This is a genomic window from Mucilaginibacter sp. L196, assembly GCF_009765905.1.
GTDB lineage: Bacteria > Bacteroidota > Bacteroidia > Sphingobacteriales > Sphingobacteriaceae > Mucilaginibacter.
Map to the genome: position 1 here is coordinate 1240208 of NZ_LMUO01000019.1, position 19791 is coordinate 1259998.

Genomic DNA, 19791 nt, shown 5'->3' on the forward strand with positions numbered 1-19791 from the left:
CCCAAACATAATGAAAAATAAAATATTGAAAAGATTGATTTGCACATTCTCCCTGATATTAGTATCCTTTTCGCTATTTTCTTTCCCTCTATATAAATTTAAAATCGATACACTCACCAGTTCAGGTTATAAGCTCAGAACTGTGATTATTGATGCGGGGCACGGTCAAAACCCGCCAGGAACCGGTGGGCATTTTTCGCTTGGTGCATCAGGCTCATATTCTAATGAAAGAGATGTAACGCTTGCAATTGCACTTAAATTGCAAACCGCTATAGAAAAAGATATGGCAGGAGTTAAAGTAGTTTTAACACGCAGTACACCTGAGGATGTATCGTGGGAAAGACGCTCGGAAATAGCGAATGAGAACAATGGAGACGTTTTTATCTCGATACACTGCAACTCGTTGCCTGATAAGGTTGAATACTCGCACGGACGACGTATACACGTGCCTGACCGCTCGGGTAAAGGCGTATTGTTGCTCGTGTATGGTTTCCATCGAACTAAAGAAGAAGAATCTGTTATCCGGAAAAAACTAAATGAGGATGAGGCTGTTGATGAAACCGGAAACGGTGGCGGCGACCCGAATGACCCTACCACGGTTATTTTGATGAATGCCATAAAAACCAAATACCGAAAACAAAGCATCCATTTAGCCGATTTGATAAATACAGAATTTGTTGACCATGATGGCAGGCATAGTGACGGTGTAATTGAGCAGGGTGTGTTGGTGCTTTGCCATAGCGCGATGCCATCGGTTTTGGTTGAAACAGGTTTTATAAATAACCCTGATGATGAGGCTTATTTAAACTCGGAAAGCGGACAGGATGAAATTGTAGCTTCGTTAGTTAGGGCCTTAACCAATTACAAAAAAGAGGTTGAGGACGCGGCCGAGTAACAAAGTTTACTAATTGGTGTTAGGTTTATTAAGCATTTGAATTAAATTTGACACTTGTTACAACACATATATAATTAATGAAAATATCAAACGAAACAAAAGTCGGAATACTTACCACCATTGGTATTGCGGTATTAATACTAGGATACAGTTACTTAAGTGGTAATGATGTTTTCTCCAACTCAAATAAATACTATGCCGTTTATAATAGTGTTGATGGTTTATCAGTATCAAAACCGGTATTGGTAAATGGCTTTCAGATAGGCAAGGTATCAAAAATGGTTTTACGCCCTGATGGAAAAACTGTAGTTGAATTTAGAATAGATCCTCAATATAACGTGCCTTTAAATACTCACGCGCAGTTAATAAGCACCGACCTTTTGGGTGGTAAAGCGATTAAGTTTGAATATGGTGACAGCAAGCAAATGGCCCCTGATAGGGATACCCTTTCGGCTGACATACAAGGCAGTTTGGCCGAAAGCCTGCAACCGATACAGATGAAGGCAGAGAATTTAATTTCAAAACTAGATTCATCATTGGCATCTATCAATAAAATACTGAACCCGAATTTTCAGAAAAATGTTGACCGCAGCTTTACCAGTATTGCTAACTCGTTGCAAACGCTTGAGGGTACTACCAAAAAAATTGATGCTTTGGTTGGCACACAGTCTGACCATATCAATGGTATTATGACCAATGCCGAAGCTGTTTCAAATAACTTAAAAACCAGCACATCGCATTTAGATGCGATCTCAACCAATTTTGAAAGCTTTAGCAATCAGTTGGCATCATCAAACATAAAACAAACTCTAGGAAGCGCCAACCTGGCTTTGGCCGATCTGCAAGCTACCATTGGCAAAATAAATAATGGCCAAGGCTCTTTAGGCTTACTGATTAACGATAATAACATGTACAAGAATTTAAATGACGCGACTGCTAATTTAAACAACCTGTTTATCGATATTAAAGCACATCCTAAGCGTTATGTGAGCTTCTCGGTATTTGGCGGAAAGAAAGACTAAGTTAATTTTTTGATGTATAGATATACAGATGTGTGATTGCTTACACTTCATAATTCGTTATAAATAACAGATAATAAGCAACTTAAGCTTATTCACCTATAACAAAGGTTTTGCCTTCAATGGCTAATTCTGTCTTTGGGAAAACTGTTTTGGCTTCTTCAAGCAGCTCATTCAGCGTTTTGTATCGGGCTGAGAAATGCCCCAACAATAATTCATGTGCACCAACCTTTAAAGCAACTGTGGCGGCCTGGAGCGATGTGGTATGAAAGGTGCTCTGTGCCCTATCCAGCATATCATGCAAAAAAGTGGATTCATGATATAATAAGGTAACGCCTTTTATCTGATCAAAATACTGTTCGTTATAAATTGTATCCGAACAAAAAGCATAGCTCTTGGGTTCATCCGGATCTAAAGTCAACGTGTCATTTTTGTATACTGTGCCGTCATTCGCAGTATAGTCCACTCCTTTTTTCAGCGCTGTATAATATTCGATAGGTATTTTTAATTCTTCCAGTTTTTCTTTAAGCAGTTTACGGTTACGCTTTTTTTGCTTGAATAAAAAACCGGTACAATCAATCCTGTGATCCAACGGTATGGTTTCCACAGTTACATCCTGATTGCTCAATACTATTTCGGCTTTATTTGGATTGGTATCTATATAGTTGATTGGATACTGCAGCGTTGTTTCGGAATATTTTAGTTGCAGGTTAATGATTTCTTTTAAATGCGCCGGTGCAAAAATAGTGATGGGTTTAATACGGCCGTTTAAATGTAATGAAGATAACAAACCGACAAGGCCAAGATAATGATCGCCATGCAAGTGGCTGATAAAAATATATTCTATACGAGTGGATTTTATACCGAACCGCAACATTTGTTGTTGTGTACCTTCAGCACAATCAATAAGGTATAAGCGTTCGTTGATATTTAGCGCTTGTGATGTAGGGTTTCGGTTAAAAATGGGTGTTGCAGAACTGCTGCCAAGTATTGTTACCTCGAATTTCATACAGGGTAAACAATAATTGTTACTATTTTGCTTCTTTTTTTAGATCTTTTTCTATTTCTTCAGAAAATATTAAATCAATACCTTCTTCCGTACCCGGAACTATAGATAATACATTATCCAATTGTGAAATAGTTATCAGCCTTGCAACGGCATCACAAAGGCCCGAAAGTATAAATACACCACCAGCGTTTTTACATAAACGGTGACCAACTAACAGACTGCTTAAACCTGAAGAATCGGCGAACTTTACCTGCGAAAGGTCAAGTATTATATTACGCTGACCTTCAGTGTTCATCAAGATAAGTTCTGATTTTAATTGCGGGGTTACTAATGAATTTAATTTGGATTCATTAAGCTTAACCAAAATGTATTTCTCGTGTTTGTCAACAGCAAATTTCATTTTCGAAAATTATTTAAGCTAATATATTAACTTTAATTATAATATTTTTATAAAACTGAAGTTATCGCATGATTAATTGCACCTTCTACCCTTTTCAGTACCTCACCACTTTCGGGCTTTACAAATGCCTCACCTGTAATTTTCTCATAAAGCTCGATATACCTGTCGGATATTGACTGTACAATCTCCGGTGTCATTTCAGGCACCACTTGTCCGTCTTTACCCTGGAAACCATTTTCAATTAACCATTTACGTACAAACTCCTTTGAAAGTTGTTTTTGTGCCTCGCCTGTTGCCTGGCGTTCCTCGTATCCCTCGCTATAAAAATAGCGGGATGAATCTGGTGTATGAATCTCGTCAATTAAAAATATCTTACCGTCGGCTTTGCCAAATTCATATTTGGTATCTACCAAAATAAGGCCTTGTTTTTTAGCTATTTCGGTGCCGCGCTGGTATAAAGCACGGGTGTATTTCTCTAACTGGATGTAATCCTCCTCGGATACGATGCCTTTAGCCAATATCTGCTCGCGCGATATATCCTCATCATGCCCTACTGATGCTTTTGTTGTTGGGGTGATAATAGGCTCAGGCAGTTTGTCGTTTTCCTTTAAACCTTCAGGTAAACTAACTCCACAAACTTCCCTTTTTCCTAAAGCATATTCGCGGGCAGCGTGACCTGCTAAATAACCACGGATCACCATCTCTACTTTAAAAGGTTCGCATATACGGCCAATGGTAACACTTGGATCAGGTACATTAACTACCCAGTTTGGTACAATATCGGCAGTGGCTTTCAAAAAACCTGCTGCAATTTGGTTCAATACCTGCCCTTTGTAAGGAATAGGTTCAGGCAAAACCACATCAAATGCCGAGATGCGATCGCTAACCACCATTACCAGGTATTTATTATCTATAGTATAAACGTCACGTACTTTCCCCTTGTAAAAGCTCGTCTGTCCCGGAAAGTTAAAATGTGTTTCTTTTATTGCGTTCATTTTTTTAGTATCAAGTAATTAGTATCAAGTCGCAAGTATTTAACTGGCTTCAAGTATTTAGTTTTTTTTGTCTTGATACTAAATACTTGATACTTGATACTATTGTATATCTCCGTAGGCTGCTAGTATTTTACGCACTAATTTATGCCTTACAACGTCTTCTCCGCTCAGGTAAACTATTTCTATACCACTGATATCGGTTAGTATCCTTAAAGCCGTGTGCAAGCCTGATTGTTGTTTTTTTGGTAGATCTATCTGTGTAACATCACCCGTAACAATAAATTTGGCTGATGGGCCCATACGTGTTAAAAACATTTTCAACTGCATATCGGTCGCATTTTGTGCCTCATCTAATATCACAAAGCAATTATCAAGGGTACGGCCACGCATAAATGCCAGTGGTGCGATTTCGATAGTACGGTTTTCTAAATAAACCTTCAGCTTTTCAGCCGGGATCATATCATCCAGTGCATCATATAAAGGGCGTAAATACGGATCTATCTTTTCCTTTAGATCGCCGGGCAAAAAGCCCAGGTTCTCCCCTGCTTCAACAGCCGGGCGGGTTAATATGATCCGTTTGATCTCTTTATTTTTTAAAGCACGTACCGCTAAAGCAACCGCGGTATAAGTTTTACCGGTACCCGCAGGGCCAATGGCAAAAAGTATATCGCTTTTGTTAATACAATCCACCATTTTGTGCTGGTTTGCCGTACGGGCCTTTACCATCACACCGTTAGGGCCGAAGACGATAACTTCGCCGCTCGCGAATTTATCAACAGTTGTTTCGGTGGTAGTTGATGAAGATGCCTTAGCGCCGAGTATCCGTTCCAGATCGGTAATATTCAGTGTTTCATATTTTTCTACATGAGCAATTAAATGGCTAAACCGCTCCTGAAAAATCGTTATCTCGTGCTCATCACCCAATACCTTAACTTCGCTGCCACGGGCAACTAATTTAAGTTTAGGATATTGCTTTTTAATGATCTCAAAATGATCATTATTCGGTCCCCATAAAACAGCGGGGTTAACATTTTCAATTGATAATTTAAGTTCGTTCAATACAAATTGATTTAATTAGTTGCAGATTTTTATGAATTAAAAATTGAATATTTGCAGCTGCTAATGCTTCTACAAGATTAGTAATAAAATTTTAAAATATTAATGGCAATAATAACATTAACTACAGATTTAGGCGATAAGGATATTTACCAGGCCGCTTTGAAAGGCAGCATCCTGAAACTTTTGCCTTCTGTAAATATAGTTGATATTACTAACAATGTTTCCGCCTTTAATATACAGCAAGCAGCATTCATATTAAAAAATAGTTTTCATTATTTTCCTGAATATACGGTGCATTTAATTGGTATTGACACTGTTTTTAATAACAACACAAAATACCTGGCCATAAAATATAAGAACCATTATTTTGTTGGGGCTGATAATGGCATATTCTCACTGATGTTTAACGCCGACCCTGATGAAATGGTGGAAATAAACATTATGCAGGACCTTAAATTTTTGCACTTTCCGCTGGCAGATATTTTTGTTAAAGCTGCCTGCCATTTGGCGAGCGGTGGAAAACTGGAAGAAATTGGTGAGCCGATTGATACCATCGAGAAAAAAATGAACCTGCAACCTGTGGTTGAAAAAAACGTAATTAAAGGTTCTGTGATTTATATCGACTCGTTTCAGAACGTTATTACTAATATAACTAAGGAGTTTTTTAACAGCATACAGCAAGGACGCCGTTTTATTTTGTATTTTAAGCGCAATGAGACTATCAGCGATTTAAGCTGGCACTACAGTGAAGTGCCGGAAGGCGAAAAACTATGCTTATTCGGCATAAGCGATCATTTAGAAATCGCAATTAATAAAGGTAATGCAAGCGGATTGTTAGGCTTAAATTTGGGCGATAGTGTTATATTGGACTTTCAATAAAAAATATGAAAAAAATACTTTTACTTGCCCTACTCTCTTTTTTCCTGGTTAATGCTTTCGCGCAGGCTGGTAGCGATTCGGCGGCTTACCAAGCTCAGCGTGCAAAAATAAATAACATGCTGACTGTACGGACACAAAAGTTTGGGCAATATGACCAGAGTTTGAGCCAGCATACTGGTATTTTCGGTTTACAGACTAAGAAAGATATTCGTCATTCTAATGATATTTTGATGGATATTGTCAAGACGGATAATGACATCTTTGTACAGACGAAAATATTACTGGATTATCGCGCTTTTGAGCAAAGCCAGGCGCAAAGCCACGTTGCTGAAGTGGATAATAACGCAACAGGCTACATGGCTACTATCAATAAATTGCGCGCTGATAATGATAGACTTAAACACGATGCCGAAATATCTGAGCAAGATCATAAAAAAGTATCAACCAGGGCCCTTGCCATTGTTGTTGCACTTATTGTTATTATTTTGTTTTTACTAAGAGCCAAATACGTTAAAAAGAATTAGTTGTTCGTTACTAATTATACCCCTATTGCAATAAGCGAACAATTAAAACGCTGAAATGAAATTAACCATACACGGGGCGGCCCGGCAGGTAACCGGCAGCATGCATTTGCTGGAGGTTGGCCAATATAAAATACTGATTGATTGTGGGCTGGATTACGAAAAAGACCGCAGTGTACAATCCAACGAAAATTTTCCATTTAATCCGGGTGAAATTGATGTTGTGGTGTTAACGCACGCGCATATTGATCACTCGGGAAATCTTCCTACATTATTACGATTGGGTTTTAACGGCCAAATACTGTGCACCCCTCCCACTGCTGATCTTACTGAACTGCTATTGCTTGATTCGGTGAGTATTTTTATGCGGAAGGCACAGACAAAAGGCAAATACGGTAAAGGCAGAGGCAAATTTAATACCAATAGCCAACCCCTATATCTGCAAAAGCATGTGATGGATACGGTTGAACGTTTTGTAACCATTGGTTTTAACAGGCCCTTTAAAGTGAATGGCGATATTGAGTTAACCTTTATACCTGTTGGTCATTTACTGGGCGCGGCGGCGGCAGTGTTTAAAGTCAATGATCATGGGATTGAGAAATCTATTGCTTTTACCGGTGATATAGGGCGCAAAAATTACCCTGTTTTAAATGACCCTGAAGTTTTGCCACCTGTTGATTATCTGGTTTCAGAATCCACTTACGGCGGAAGATTTCATAGCAAAGGAAAATCAGTTGAAGAAACTTTGGTTGAAGTGATTGAGAAATGCTGTATTAAGGAACAAGGCCGTATGATTATCCCGGCGTTTAGCATCGGGCGTACACAATCGTTAGTTTTCGCGCTGAATAAAATATTCAGCAGCGGTTTGCTGCCGCCTGTTAAAGTTTTTGTTGATAGTCCGATGGCATCAATGGCTACAGGCATCTTCCGGAAATATCACAGCTTGGTAAATCAGGAAGCACAAGATTTTTATAAAAACTCCGGCGATGAGTTTGAGTTTGATAATCTTACTTACGTTGAGAATTTAAAGGATAGCCGACAGGTATCTAATTATTTTGAGCCTTGCATTATTATATCCTCCGCGGGTATGCTGGAGGGTGGGCGTATACAGGATCACTTATTTTATAATATCCAGAATTATTACTGCACAATTCTGTTTATAGGTTATTGTGCTAAAGGTACATTAGGACACCGTTTATTGCGCGGCGATTCCATTGTACATATAAAAGACCGCGACCTTGCGGTGTATGCCACCATTAAACAAACAGATGTATTAAGCGCACACGGAGATCATGAGGATTTGATGAATACGGTTAAACAACAGGATAAAGCATTGTTGAAAAGTGTATTCCTGGTGCATGGCGAAACAGAAAGCATGCAGGCTTTGGCTGATAGTTTGGATTTTGAAGGATATAAGACTGTTATCCCTGAAAAAGGGATTTCGTATGAGATATAGTCGCATTATATATTCTCGATTGTCATTCTGAACGGAGTGAAGAATCTGTAAAGCGTTTGCTACCGTACAGATTCTTCACTCCGTTCAGAATGACAAATTGAGCAAACAAAAAAGGAGCATTATGCTCCTTTTTTGTTTGTATATTCTTTGAAATAGATTATTTCTTGAAATGCTCGATAATCAAGCTGGCAAGCTCAACCCCTATTCTTTCCTGTGCTTCGTTAGTTGCGGCACCAATGTGCGGTGTTAGGGAGATTTTAGGGTTTTTAAGTATCTCTTCGCGAGGTGTAGGCTCGTTGTCGTAAACATCAAGCGCAGCAAAAGATACCTGTCCACTGTTTAAAGCATCAACCAAAGCTAATTCATCAATCAGGCCACCGCGTGATGCGTTAACAAGACCCACTCCTTTTTTCATTTGCGCTAATTCTTCGGCACCGATAAGCGCCTTGTCTACAAATGGTGTATGCAGGGTGATGAAATCAGCGTTTTTGATGATCTCTTCTAAAGTTGCAGTCTTTACAGATGCGTTTACTTTGATACCGCCGCCTAAAACTAATTCAAGTTCAGGTTTGAATGGAAATAAGTCATAAGCCAAAACATCCATACCAACGCCAATAGCTATTTTAGCTACTTCGCGACCGATACGGCCAAAGCCTACGATACCTAATGTTTTACCACGTAGTTCAACACCTTTAGCGTAAGCTTTTTTCAGATCGTTAAACTTGGTGTTTCCTTCAACGGGCATTCTGCGGTTGCTATCCGCCAAAAAGCGAACGCCGCCAAACAATTGGGCGAATACCAGCTCAGCAACTGATAATGAAGAAGAAGCTGGTGTATTGTAAACGCCAATGCCTTTTTCTTTGGCATAGTCAACATCTATATTATCAACACCAACACCACCACGGCCAATCAATTTAAGATTTGGTGTAGCATCTATCAAAGCCTTACGAACTTTTGTGGCGCTACGTACAGTGATGGCATCATAAGCCTGTAATTTAGTTAATAATTCATCCTGAGGGATGTTATTGGTATCTACTTGAAAACCGGCATCTTCCAGCATTTTTTTGCCTATCGGATCAATACCATCGTTAGCTAATATTTTGATCATTTTGTTATATCATTATATCATCGAGTCATTGGGTCATTGTTTATCAGCCTAAAAGACTAATGGCACAATGATCCAATGGCTCAATGATTGTAATTATTTATTTTTCTCTGCAAATTCTCTCATGGCGTCAATCAGTACGTAAACGCTGGTGATTGGCAACGCGTTGTATATTGATGCACGGAAACCGCCTACACTTCTGTGGCCTTTTATGCCTACTATGCCTTTTTCGTCACATAGTTTAAGGAATGGTTTTTCGTGCTCAGGGTTGTTTACTACGAAGGTAACGTTCATGTCTGAGCGATCTTCGGTAGCACATACCGGTTTGAACAATGGATTGCGTTCAATTTCTTCATATAAAACAGCCGATTTCGCTTTATTCTCTTTTTCAATCGCCTCAACGCCACCTTTTGATTTTAACCAGTTAAGGGTAAGCATTGATACGTAGATAGCAAACACCGGTGGTGTATTGTACATTGAACCACCTTCTATTTGTGTTTGATAGTTTAGCATTGCAGGTATTTTACGGCCTGTTTTGCCTAAAATATCATCCTTTACAATAACTAAAGTAACACCTGCAGGGCCCATATTTTTTTGAGCTCCGGCGTATATCAAACCAAAATCGGCAACGTTTACTTTACGGCTGAATATATCTGACGACATATCGCAAACCAAAGGAACCGGTGATTTTGGGAACGCGTGCATTTGCGTACCGTAAATAGTATTATTTGATGTGATGTGGAAGTAAGCGGCATCCGAAGGGATGGTGAAATCCTTAGGGATATAAGTAAAGTTACTTTCTTTTGCTGTAGCTACAACTTGAACTTCGCCAAAGTTTTTAGCTTCTTTTAAAGCTTTATTTGCCCACACACCCGACTCTACATAAGCAGCTTTGCCACCCTCAGGTAACAGGTTATAAGGAGCCATAGCAAATTGCATGCTTGCGCCACCTTGTAAAAATAAAACTGAATAACCTTCAGGAACTTCGAACAATTCCTTTACCAGTTTTACAGCCTCGTTTAAAACCGCCTCAAACTCCGGGGCACGGTGCGAAATTTCCAGTATGGAAAGTCCTGTTCCGTTAAAATCAATTACGCCGGCAGCAGCCTGTTTTAAGACTTCGTGAGGTAAAATGCCTGGTCCGGCACCAAAATTATGTTTCATGTTATTAGGATTTATAGCCAAACACGCAATTGTTAAATTGCTACTTAGCCGCGCCGAAGTTAATTAATTCGACAAAATATATAGAGTTTATTTGCTTTTTTTTCAAAAAAAATACAATAACCTGATAAGTCAGATTTTAAACGGGAGGTAGTTATGTAATGAATGGTATCGGTTATACCGGAATTGTTTGACTCACCCGGCTACGCTTCGCTGGCCGTCTCTCTTTCGCCGCGCGACAAAGAGGTGATGGAAAGTCCCGGATCTATTTTTGCCGATCCTGAAATTGCTACTATGCTTCTTTTAAAGCTGCAATAGCTGCAAGCGGATCGGGGGATGAAAATACAGAGCTGCCCGCCACCAGGACGTTGGCGCCTGCTTCAACCAGCTTAGCCGCGTTATTTATATCAACCCCGCCATCAACCTCAATTAATAATTCGGTGTTGTAGCGGCGTTTTAAAGCCTTAATATCGTTTAATTTTTTATAAGTGTTCTGGATGAATTTTTGACCCCCAAAGCCTGGATTTACCGACATGATGAGCACCATATCCAAATCCAGTATAATATCTTCCAAAGAAGCCACAGTAGTATGCGGGTTTAAGGCCACGCTGGCTTTACAACCCAATTCCTTTATAAACTGTATAGTACGATTCAAATTTGGGCAAGCCTCAAAGTGAACTGTTATGCTATCGGCACCAGCTTCTACAAATTCTTTTATGTATTTATCGGGCTCTACAATCATCAAATGCACATCCAAAAACTTTTTGGAGTACTTTTTTACCGCTTTAAGAACCGGGAAACCAAAGGAAATGTTAGGTACAAACCTGCCATCCATCACATCTACATGCATCCAGTCGCCTTCGCTTTGATTAAGCATTTCAACATCACGCTGTAGATTAGCAAAATCCGCTGCTAAAATTGATGGGGCTACTAGGTGGGTGCTCATGGTTTCAAATATAATGTTTTAGTCGGGAAGACGGAAAGTCCGGAAAGGAATTAAACTTGAATAACTGTTTACTATTGCTGAGCGTTGTTAGCCTTTACAGCTTTCCGTATATAAATAAGCCCAAGTATTGGAAGAAATCCGTACTCAAGAAAGGTATCAAACCAAAATCCCATGGCCTGATACCTTTGCCAAGATTGGAAAGAGGGAGCATGAAGAATTTCGTATGGTAGAAACAGCAGAGAGACGATACACAGTATTATAAGAAGTTTCTTATAACGTACCAAGAATGTATATAAACCTGTGTCATTTTGTAATAGCGGCATTTAGGATAATTACGTTTGTCTAATATAGAAAAAATATTTTGTCCAAATAGCTTAATTAGGCAGTTTAGAATTTTCTTATTAAAGAATTATTAGAGTTGAACTTTGGCTGAAAAAATATCTATTCGAATTAGTCACAATTCAAAAGCAAGTCGTAGTATTTTTTCATGAGGACGACATCGTAGTTTACTAATGAATTATAAGCTTCGGCTACCAGCTCATTCAAAATCGAAGAGCCGAGCTGCCCGCCACCATTGGGAATGGAGTCGTAATATTTTATTAATTCTTTAACCCTGATAATCTCATATAATAAATGCTGAATAATATCGGTTTGCGAACCTGACTCTATCCCGCCCGAATTATTATTAAGAAAATCTAAAGGATCATTAGTAGTAGATGTCATTATTCTATAAAGAGCCGGGGTTTATTATTTTATCAAATGGATTTAACTCGTGTTAACATTTATAAATGCCAAAAAAACGTATTTGTTTTAAAAAATTAAAAATATTTTAATCTAAAAAGTAAAGCCCTCTTTTGGAGGGCCTTACAATTTTTATCTTCAATTAAATTATTGATTTGCAGATTCTGGTTTAGGCAATAATGCTTTGCGTGAAAGCTTTAATTTGCCTTGTTTATCTACATCAAGCAATTTAACACGAACCTCGTCACCTATCTGGAATATTCCATCCATAGTTTCGATGCGGCGGTGGTCGATTTCCGAGATGTGGAGTAAACCATCTTTACCCGGCATAATTTCAACAAATGCACCAAATGGCATAATTGATTTTACTTTACCTTCGTATATTTCACCAACCTCAGGTTTTGAAGCGATGTTTTTGATACGGGTTACAGCTTTGTCAATAGCTTCTTTGTTATCAGCAAATATTTGAACTACACCCTGGTTGCCAACTTCTTCGATAGAGATAGTAGCACCGGTTTCGCGTTGCATTTCCTGGATGATCTTTCCTCCCGGGCCGATTACCGCGCCAATGTACTCTTTATCAATACGGATGGTAATGATACGTGGTGCATGTGGTTTGTAATCTTCGCGTGGAGCTGTAATGGTTTTAGCCATTTCGCCAAGGATGTGCAAACGGCCTTCTTTAGCCTGGTTTAAAGCGTTTATTAAAACTTCGTATGATAAACCATTGATTTTCAAGTCCATTTGAACAGCAACAATGCCATTTTTAGTACCTGTTACTTTAAAGTCCATATCACCTAAGTGATCTTCATCACCTAAAATATCAGAAAGAATAGCGTATTTAGTACCCATTTCATTAGTGATCAACCCCATAGCGATACCTGATACCGGGTTGGTGATTTTGATACCTGCATCCATCAAAGCCAATGTACCGGCACAAACCGTAGCCATTGACGATGAACCGTTAGATTCTAAAATATCAGAAACTATACGGATAGTGTATGGGTTTGCGTCTTCGGCAGGCAATACACGTTTTAATGAACGCATAGCCAGATTACCGTGACCAATCTCGCGGCGGCCTGCTCCCCTGTTAGGGCGAACCTCACCAGTTGAGAAACCAGGAAAATTGTAATGCAATAGGAATTTTTGGTAACCGTTGATAAACGCGCCATCAATCATTTGCTCGTCATCCTTAGCACCTAAAGTAACAGTGGTTAATGATTGCGTTTCGCCACGGGTAAATACTGCGGAACCGTGTGCAGATGGCAAATACCCAACTTCGCTCCATATCGGGCGGATCTGGGTAGTTGTACGGCCGTCTAAGCGTTTGCCTTCATCTAATACCAGGTTACGGATAGCATCATACTCCACATCGTGATAGTATTTTTTAGCTAAGAATTTAGTAACATCATCAATCTCGCCTAAAGTAGCGATGTATTCGTCGCGTACTGCTTTAAATTTAGCACCACGCTCGTCTTTACCTGAAGCTTCAGCAGCGATAGCATATACTTTATCATAAGTAGCAGCGTAAATGGCTTTTTCTAGCTCATCATTACTGTGCTCATGGCTGTATGCACGTTTTTCGGTTTTGCCAACTTCAATTGTTAATTGCTTTTGTACAAAACATTGTACTTTAATAGCTTCGTGTGCAAATTTAATGGCTTCAACTAATTCAGCTTCCTGAATTTCGGCGCTTTCGCCTTCAACCATGTTAATGTCATGCTCGCTACCTGCTACAATAAATTCTAACGTTGCAGTTTGCAATTGGGTTAAAGTTGGGTTGATAACTAATTTACCATCAACTTTAGCAACGCGAACTTCGGATATTGGGCCATTGAAAGGGATATCAGAAACTGATAATGCAGCTGATGCAGCTAAACCAGCTAAGCAATCAGGCATGATATCTTTATCAGCTGAAATTAAAGTTATCATTACTTGTGTATCAGCATGATAATCTTCAGGGAACATTGGGCGCAATGCGCGGTCAACCAAACGAGAGATTAATACCTCATAGTCTGATAAACGAGCCTCGCGGCGTAAAAATCCACCTGGTATACGACCTGTGGCAGCGTATTTTTCTTGATAATCAACAGAAAGGGGTAAAAAATCAACGCCTTCTTTTGCATCGGGTGATGAAACCACAGTAGCCAATAACATGGTATCACCCATTTTTATTACTACTGATCCATCAGCTTGTTTGGCCAGTTTTCCTGTTTCGATCTCGATGGTGCGGCCGTCACCTAAATCGATTACTTTTTTAATTACATTCATCTTTTTTGTGTTGTGATGCGCTTTCATCTTTAGGGCGCATCGATTTTATTTGTGTGTAAATATATTGTTTTTGAGCGGATATGCTGTACCTAAATAGTACAGGGGGGTATTGGTATTTTAGGGGAATAATTTTGGTGGTTAAAGTAAAAAAGCCATCTCCTTAATTTGAGACGGCTTTTTATTAAAAACTTGCAGATATTACTTGATGATATCCCTAAGCGCTAAGGCTTTGATGATAGCACGGTACCTGTTTATATCTTTTTTGTACAAGTATGCAAGCAACCCGCGGCGCTTACCTACTAATTTTTGAAGAGACAACTGGGTTGAAAAATCGTGTTTGTTCTTTTTTAAGTGCCCGGTTAAGTGAGCGATACGATTGGTAAATAAAGCAACCTGTGCTTCGGTTGAGCCGGAGTCGGTAGCAGATTTACCGTGTTTTTCGAAAATCTCTGATTTCCATTCTTTACTTAAATACATTACGTGAATAATACTAAAGTGTTAATAATTTTTGTTAATTGTGGCGCAAAGATAGGGATTAAATTCAAAAGTAAAAAATCAAAATTCAAAAGTGATTTGCAACTTGTTATAGCCACAAATTGAGTAAACAATAATGTTAATTTTGTATTTATTATATACAGCCGATACTTTTTGAATTATTACTTTTGAATTACCACCATGTATAAGACCTACGAAACCGAACTACGTGTTCGCCCTGATGATATAGACATGTTTAACCATGTGCATAACAGCAAATACTTTGACTATGTATTGGCTGCTCGATATGATCAGATGGAGCGTTGCTACGGTTTGGGTATGGAGAAATTTATGGCACGGGGCATGGGCTGGTTGGTAAGCACGGTTTATATGGACTACAAGCGTGCCCTAAAAATGAGCGATTATTTTTTGGTGCGAACCCGTATTGATAGCATCAACGAGAAAAAGTGTAGGGTTCATTTTGAGATACTAAGCAAAGCAACCGGCAAAATCAGCTGCGATGGTTGGTTTGATTTTGTGATGATAAACATGACTACCGGCAAAGGAATGGCTATACCACAGGATATAATTGAGCATTATGTGGATAGCAAGAATTGTGTGGCGGAGTAAGAAAGTGGTATGTATTCCCCCTTTTTAATTTTCCGAACACCTGTGATGAAAATCGACCAAATACTAAGCAATATGTCGATTGACATCCCGATCATCCGTAATAGATTGGGTAGTAAAATCACTAGCGGCTATCCCTTTCTTCTCGAGTTCACCTATAAACAAGGTGAATTCAGTTACAAACATATCCAACGACGTGGCAGACAGCTTAATATAATTTATTAGTCTTTTTAACTGAGCCGGCGAATTTATAAAATCGCCGATAATGCCAGTTAGTCCAATAATGTTGGCTACAGGCTTTCTTACCCTATGAGACGTCATAAACGTCATTTGTTCAAGGCTTTTCATATGCTCTTTTAAATATTCATCTGCTTTTCTTATTTTCTTGTAAGCCTGCTTTAATTCAAAAGCGAATTGATCTTTCACCTCATTTTGGTAAGTAAGTTCCTGGTTAAGCATTATTAATTCCGCCGCGCGTTTCTCTTTTTCTTCATTCTGAAACGCAAGTTCAATATTGGCTACAACTAACTCCGCTGCACGTTTTTCTTTTTCGCTATTCTGAAAGGCGAGTTCAATAACCCTGTTTTCCTTCTCTTTATTTTGAAATAAAAGTTCATTATTAGCAATGACCAATTCAGCTGCCCGCGCCTCTTTCTCCTGGTTTTGAAATAACAATTCCTTATTAGCAATGATCAATTCAGCTGCACTGGTGTCTTCTTCCTGATGCAGGGTACCTCTAAATTCTTTTGTTTTATGGGAATATGACATATAAAAGGTAGGGCTAAAATGTGATGATAAAGCTGTTGCAATAACAAGTTTAGGACGAATGCGAAATAACTTAATTTATTACGTTAAGTAGCTACAGTTATATAACAGTAAAACCATATAATGTTTTGAAATACTGCTAATTAATTATTGAAAAGCAGACTAATTCACGTTATAAATGAGCGTAAGTATGTATCAAATAATCTTATTAAAACATCTATATTTGAATTAGTTGTAAGCCCTCGTAGCCATCATATTACCACCATGAAAGTTTACCATTTTTTTTTATTAATTGCTTTTGGGCTGTTCACCATCACGAACGGTTTCGCCCAAACAACTTATAAGGTTCCCTACGCTGAGCTTAAAACTTACCAGGGTATATATCAATACGAAAACAATAAAACGTTACAAATAGCGGCATCGCCTATTGATACCATGCTTTACGCGATGATTGGTACTTCGATGTATAAACTAAGACCTTACAGTAAGGATGTTTTTTTAGATGGAGGAAATACCCAGGTTCAGTTTATTCGGGATGGTGGCAATATTATTGGCTATAAGCAACAAAATGATAAACCGGATACTGTTTATAAACTGATTACTCCGAAAGTGACCTTCTCTGATAAAATGTGGTATGCAAGGCAGCTTAACGGGGAGAAATTTGTTTACCAATACACTATACCGAAACAAAAAAACGACGGGTTACAAACAGGATCTTTGGTTAATTCGGGTTTAGATACCGCGATTATACGAACATTAATGAACCGTATTGTTGACCATACCTATCCGGGGATCCATAGCATATTGATTATTAAGGATGGTAAACTGATTTTAGAAGAATATTTTTATGAGTACGATGTTGAAACGCTACAAGAGCTCAGATCGGCCACAAAAAGCTTTTCATCGGCATTGGTGGGTATTGCCATAAACAAGGGCCTTATCAAAAGCCTGAATACACCTATGCTTACTTATTTACCGGAATATCACCCGGAAAACCCTGACCCAAGAAAAAATCAGATCACCATAAAAAATTTGCTTACCCAGCAGTCGGGTTTTGCTTGTTATGATTATGATCCAAAGTCGCCGGGAAACGAGAGTAAGATGTACCCTACTGAGGACTGGATTAAGTTTATGCTCGACTTGCCAATGGCAGGTAACCCTGGTGAGGCTGCTTCGTATTGCTCAGGGAATATACAATTGCTAGATAAGATCATTGAAAATGTGTCGCACCAATCGTTACATGATTTTGCCCAGCAGAATCTATTTAATAAGTTAGGCATTACTGATTTTATATGGAACTATGCACCCAACAAAAGCCACCAGGATGACTACGGACAGGTATACCTTACTCCGCGCGATATGGCTAAATTTGGCCTATTGTACTTAAATGGCGGCGTATGGAACGGCAAACAAGTAGTACCAAAGGATTATGTAGCACAATCATTAAGCAAACAAAGTGTGGTTGATGGAATAAATTACGGTTATTTATGGTGGTGCGATGATTTGACCGCTCCTAATGGCGTAAAATATAGAGGCATCGCGGCCAAAGGTAACGGCGGTCAGCGTATTTTTATTTGGCCCGATGAAAATATGGTAGCTGTTGTAACGGCAGGCAATTACAATACGCAATCACCTGCTAATAAATTGCTGATAGAATGCGTATTGGGTGGATTGAAGAATTAAATCCATTTTAATCCATGAATAATCCTATTACTACCATCAATAGTGCATTGCGGTTTGTAAGTTGAGTGCGTTTCTTTGCATTGTATATTGTGAACATCCATAGTATGCTGCAGACATCTTATTTATCAATTTAACATGCGAATAGTTACACTTGAAGAACATATATCCTTCCCAGAGATGGCTAACCAAATACCCAAAGAGGCTTTGGGCGGATTTGGCCAGTCGGAAGTTATGCAGCGAATAGCTCCAAAACTGGCCGATATTACCGGCGAGCGTTTAAAATCAATGGATGATAACGGCATTACAGTGCAGGTACTTTCTGTGGATAGCTCAGGCGCTAATCTATTGAGTGCACAGGAAGGTCCGGCTTTTGCGATGCAATACAATGACCTGATCGCGCAAAGGATTGCTGGTTTTGAGAATCGGTTTACAGCTTTTGCTCATTTGCCGATGACAGCCCCCCTCGCCGCGGCCGATGAATTGGAACGGGCTGTAAAAGAATACCATTTTCGTGGCGCAATGATTCGGGGACTGACACAAGATAAGTTTTTAGATCAGCCTGAATTTGCACCGATATTTGAACGGGCTGAAAAGTTGGACGTACCGATTTATTTGCACCCTGGCCTTCCCCCAAAAGGCATTGCTGACATTTACTATAGCGGACTGCCCAACTATTCGGGTATGGCGGAAGCTTTAGCCTGTTATGGCTGGGGATGGCACTCAGAAACAGCGCTTCATGTTCTACGCCTGCTTTTTTCAGGCATTTTCGATAAGTATCCCAAACTAAAATTAATTATTGGCCATATGGGAGAAATGCTGCCGATGATGATGGCAAGGTCGGAAAAAGCTTTTAAACCCGGAAACGGTGGCGCTAACCAGCGTACGCTCACCGATACTTTCCGCGATCAGGTTCACATTACTACCAGCGGCTTTTTTACCCAGCCACCATTAAAGATTGCTTTAGATACTTTTGGTATCGATAACATTATGTTTTCTGTTGATTATCCATTCAGCACAAACGAAATGGGTATTGAATTTTTGAATGCGATTGAGTTACCTGATGAACAGGTAGCGAAAATTGCTCATAGTAATGCTGACAAACTGTTGAAATTAAAGGTATAAATGGTATTATTAAACATATAGACAAGAGATTATGGCAGATAAGGCCGGAAAGACCGAATTTTGGGAGTCTAATTTTATTGAGAAGCAAGAAATGTGGGGATTTGAACCAGCACATTCTGCAGTGTTGACAAGAGATTTTTTTATTCAAAAATCTGTAAAGAACATACTCATCCCCGGAATTGGTTATGGGCGCAATGCACAAATTTTCAGGGATAGTGGAATAACAGTAACAGGGATAGAAATATCAAAAACAGCTATTGAAATGGCAGGAAAACATTACGGAACTGGTATGACTATTTATCATGGCTCCGTAACTAATATGCCATTTGATCAATGCAAATATGATGGAATATTTTGCTATGCTTTAATTCATTTATTAGACAGTAGCGAGCGGAAAAAGTTGATTGGTGATTGCTATAATCAACTCACTGATAGTGGCTATATGGTTTTTACAGTTATTTCGAAAGAAGCTGCAACTTATGGCAAAGGCAAGCTCATCAGTAAAGATCGTTATGAAATATTTGATGGGGTTAAAATGTTTTTTTATGATAGAGAATCGATCCATGCAGAATTTGACCAGAGTGGATTATTTGAAATCACAGAGATCGATGAAAGCTATCCTTTCTTTTTGATCAAATGTAAAAAAGGGGATAAATAAAGAAA

20 protein-coding genes are annotated in these 19791 nt (G+C 39.0%); 9 read left to right on the forward strand and 11 right to left on the reverse strand.

Features of this window, described 5'->3' with window-relative positions; translation table 11 throughout:
- Window positions 1-10: 10 nt before the first annotated feature.
- Window positions 11-895 carry an N-acetylmuramoyl-L-alanine amidase gene (locus tag GSQ74_RS21725; protein WP_158996296.1) on the forward strand — a complete coding sequence of 295 codons (885 nt, stop codon included), beginning with the start codon at window positions 11-13 and terminating at the stop codon, window positions 893-895.
- Window positions 896-972: 77 nt separating this feature from the next.
- Entirely contained in the window at window positions 973-1917 is a 945-nt protein-coding gene (locus GSQ74_RS21730; protein ID WP_158996297.1) for an MlaD family protein, read from the forward strand.
- Between the two features lie 88 nt (window positions 1918-2005).
- On the opposite strand, the gene GSQ74_RS21735 is transcribed toward GSQ74_RS21730, so the two are convergent.
- From GSQ74_RS21735 to GSQ74_RS21750, 4 genes are all read right to left on the reverse strand, one after another.
- Entirely contained in the window at window positions 2006-2923 is a 918-nt protein-coding gene (locus GSQ74_RS21735) for a ribonuclease Z (protein WP_158996298.1), read from the reverse strand.
- Between the two features lie 22 nt (window positions 2924-2945).
- Complete coding sequence (locus tag GSQ74_RS21740) at window positions 2946-3323, reverse strand: STAS domain-containing protein (protein WP_158996299.1); 378 nt, start codon at window positions 3321-3323, stop codon at window positions 2946-2948.
- Between the two features lie 47 nt (window positions 3324-3370).
- Window positions 3371-4318: a phosphoribosylaminoimidazolesuccinocarboxamide synthase gene (locus GSQ74_RS21745; RefSeq protein WP_158996300.1), complete on the reverse strand. Its 948-nt coding sequence runs from the start codon at window positions 4316-4318 to the stop codon at window positions 3371-3373.
- Window positions 4319-4417: 99 nt separating this feature from the next.
- Window positions 4418-5377: a PhoH family protein gene (locus GSQ74_RS21750; protein ID WP_158996301.1), complete on the reverse strand. Its 960-nt coding sequence runs from the start codon at window positions 5375-5377 to the stop codon at window positions 4418-4420.
- Between the two features lie 102 nt (window positions 5378-5479).
- Between GSQ74_RS21750 and GSQ74_RS21755 the strand changes: the two genes are divergently transcribed.
- From GSQ74_RS21755 to GSQ74_RS21765, 3 genes are read left to right on the forward strand one after another with little or no spacing between them, the layout of a single operon-like run.
- Window positions 5480-6256 carry an S-adenosyl-l-methionine hydroxide adenosyltransferase family protein gene (locus tag GSQ74_RS21755; RefSeq protein WP_158996302.1) on the forward strand — a complete coding sequence of 259 codons (777 nt, stop codon included), beginning with the start codon at window positions 5480-5482 and terminating at the stop codon, window positions 6254-6256.
- A gap of 5 nt (window positions 6257-6261) precedes the next feature.
- On the forward strand, window positions 6262-6780 hold the full coding sequence (locus GSQ74_RS21760; protein WP_158996303.1) for a hypothetical protein: 519 nt from the start codon (window positions 6262-6264) through the stop codon (window positions 6778-6780).
- Window positions 6781-6835: 55 nt separating this feature from the next.
- Window positions 6836-8233 (forward strand): MBL fold metallo-hydrolase, encoded by a 1398-nt coding sequence (locus GSQ74_RS21765; protein WP_158996304.1) that lies wholly within the window; start codon window positions 6836-6838, stop codon window positions 8231-8233.
- A 157-nt stretch (window positions 8234-8390) separates the two neighbouring features.
- On the opposite strand, the gene GSQ74_RS21770 is transcribed toward GSQ74_RS21765, so the two are convergent.
- The 6 genes from GSQ74_RS21770 to rpsO all read right to left on the reverse strand — a co-directional run bounded on the left by GSQ74_RS21770 (window position 8391) and on the right by rpsO (window position 14934).
- Window positions 8391-9341, reverse strand: a complete 951-nt coding sequence (locus GSQ74_RS21770; protein ID WP_174236946.1) for a D-2-hydroxyacid dehydrogenase — start codon at window positions 9339-9341, stop codon at window positions 8391-8393.
- Between the two features lie 93 nt (window positions 9342-9434).
- Window positions 9435-10502: a 3-phosphoserine/phosphohydroxythreonine transaminase gene (gene serC, locus GSQ74_RS21775; protein WP_158996305.1), complete on the reverse strand. Its 1068-nt coding sequence runs from the start codon at window positions 10500-10502 to the stop codon at window positions 9435-9437.
- Window positions 10503-10791: 289 nt separating this feature from the next.
- On the reverse strand, window positions 10792-11445 hold the full coding sequence (gene rpe, locus GSQ74_RS21780) for a ribulose-phosphate 3-epimerase (RefSeq protein WP_158996306.1): 654 nt from the start codon (window positions 11443-11445) through the stop codon (window positions 10792-10794).
- A gap of 450 nt (window positions 11446-11895) precedes the next feature.
- Window positions 11896-12168 (reverse strand): hypothetical protein, encoded by a 273-nt coding sequence (locus GSQ74_RS21785; RefSeq protein WP_158996307.1) that lies wholly within the window; start codon window positions 12166-12168, stop codon window positions 11896-11898.
- Window positions 12169-12333: 165 nt separating this feature from the next.
- A complete protein-coding gene (pnp, locus tag GSQ74_RS21790; protein ID WP_158996308.1) occupies window positions 12334-14457 on the reverse strand; it encodes a polyribonucleotide nucleotidyltransferase in 2124 nt (707 codons plus the stop codon).
- 198 nt (window positions 14458-14655) lie between these two features.
- The gene (gene rpsO / locus GSQ74_RS21795; protein ID WP_158996309.1) at window positions 14656-14934 is read right to left on the reverse strand and encodes a 30S ribosomal protein S15; all 279 of its coding nucleotides are present in this window, start codon (window positions 14932-14934) and stop codon (window positions 14656-14658) included.
- A 198-nt stretch (window positions 14935-15132) separates the two neighbouring features.
- On the opposite strand from rpsO, the gene GSQ74_RS21800 reads away from it, so the two are divergent.
- A complete protein-coding gene (locus GSQ74_RS21800; protein ID WP_158996310.1) occupies window positions 15133-15561 on the forward strand; it encodes a thioesterase family protein in 429 nt (142 codons plus the stop codon).
- Between the two features lie 63 nt (window positions 15562-15624).
- Here GSQ74_RS21800 and GSQ74_RS21805 read toward each other — a convergent pair whose 3' ends face one another.
- Window positions 15625-16326, reverse strand: coding sequence for a diguanylate cyclase (locus GSQ74_RS21805; protein WP_158996311.1), 702 nt, complete (start codon window positions 16324-16326; stop codon window positions 15625-15627).
- A 147-nt stretch (window positions 16327-16473) separates the two neighbouring features.
- On the opposite strand from GSQ74_RS21805, the gene GSQ74_RS21810 reads away from it, so the two are divergent.
- The 3 genes from GSQ74_RS21810 (at window position 16474) to GSQ74_RS21820 (ending at window position 19786) form a co-directional block, all read left to right on the forward strand.
- Window positions 16474-18006, forward strand: a complete 1533-nt coding sequence (locus GSQ74_RS21810) for a serine hydrolase (protein WP_158996312.1) — start codon at window positions 16474-16476, stop codon at window positions 18004-18006.
- A 135-nt stretch (window positions 18007-18141) separates the two neighbouring features.
- Complete coding sequence (locus tag GSQ74_RS21815; RefSeq protein ID WP_158996313.1) at window positions 18142-19128, forward strand: amidohydrolase family protein; 987 nt, start codon at window positions 18142-18144, stop codon at window positions 19126-19128.
- 31 nt (window positions 19129-19159) lie between these two features.
- Window positions 19160-19786 (forward strand): bifunctional 2-polyprenyl-6-hydroxyphenol methylase/3-demethylubiquinol 3-O-methyltransferase UbiG, encoded by a 627-nt coding sequence (locus GSQ74_RS21820; protein ID WP_158996314.1) that lies wholly within the window; start codon window positions 19160-19162, stop codon window positions 19784-19786.
- Window positions 19787-19791: the final 5 nt, after the last annotated feature.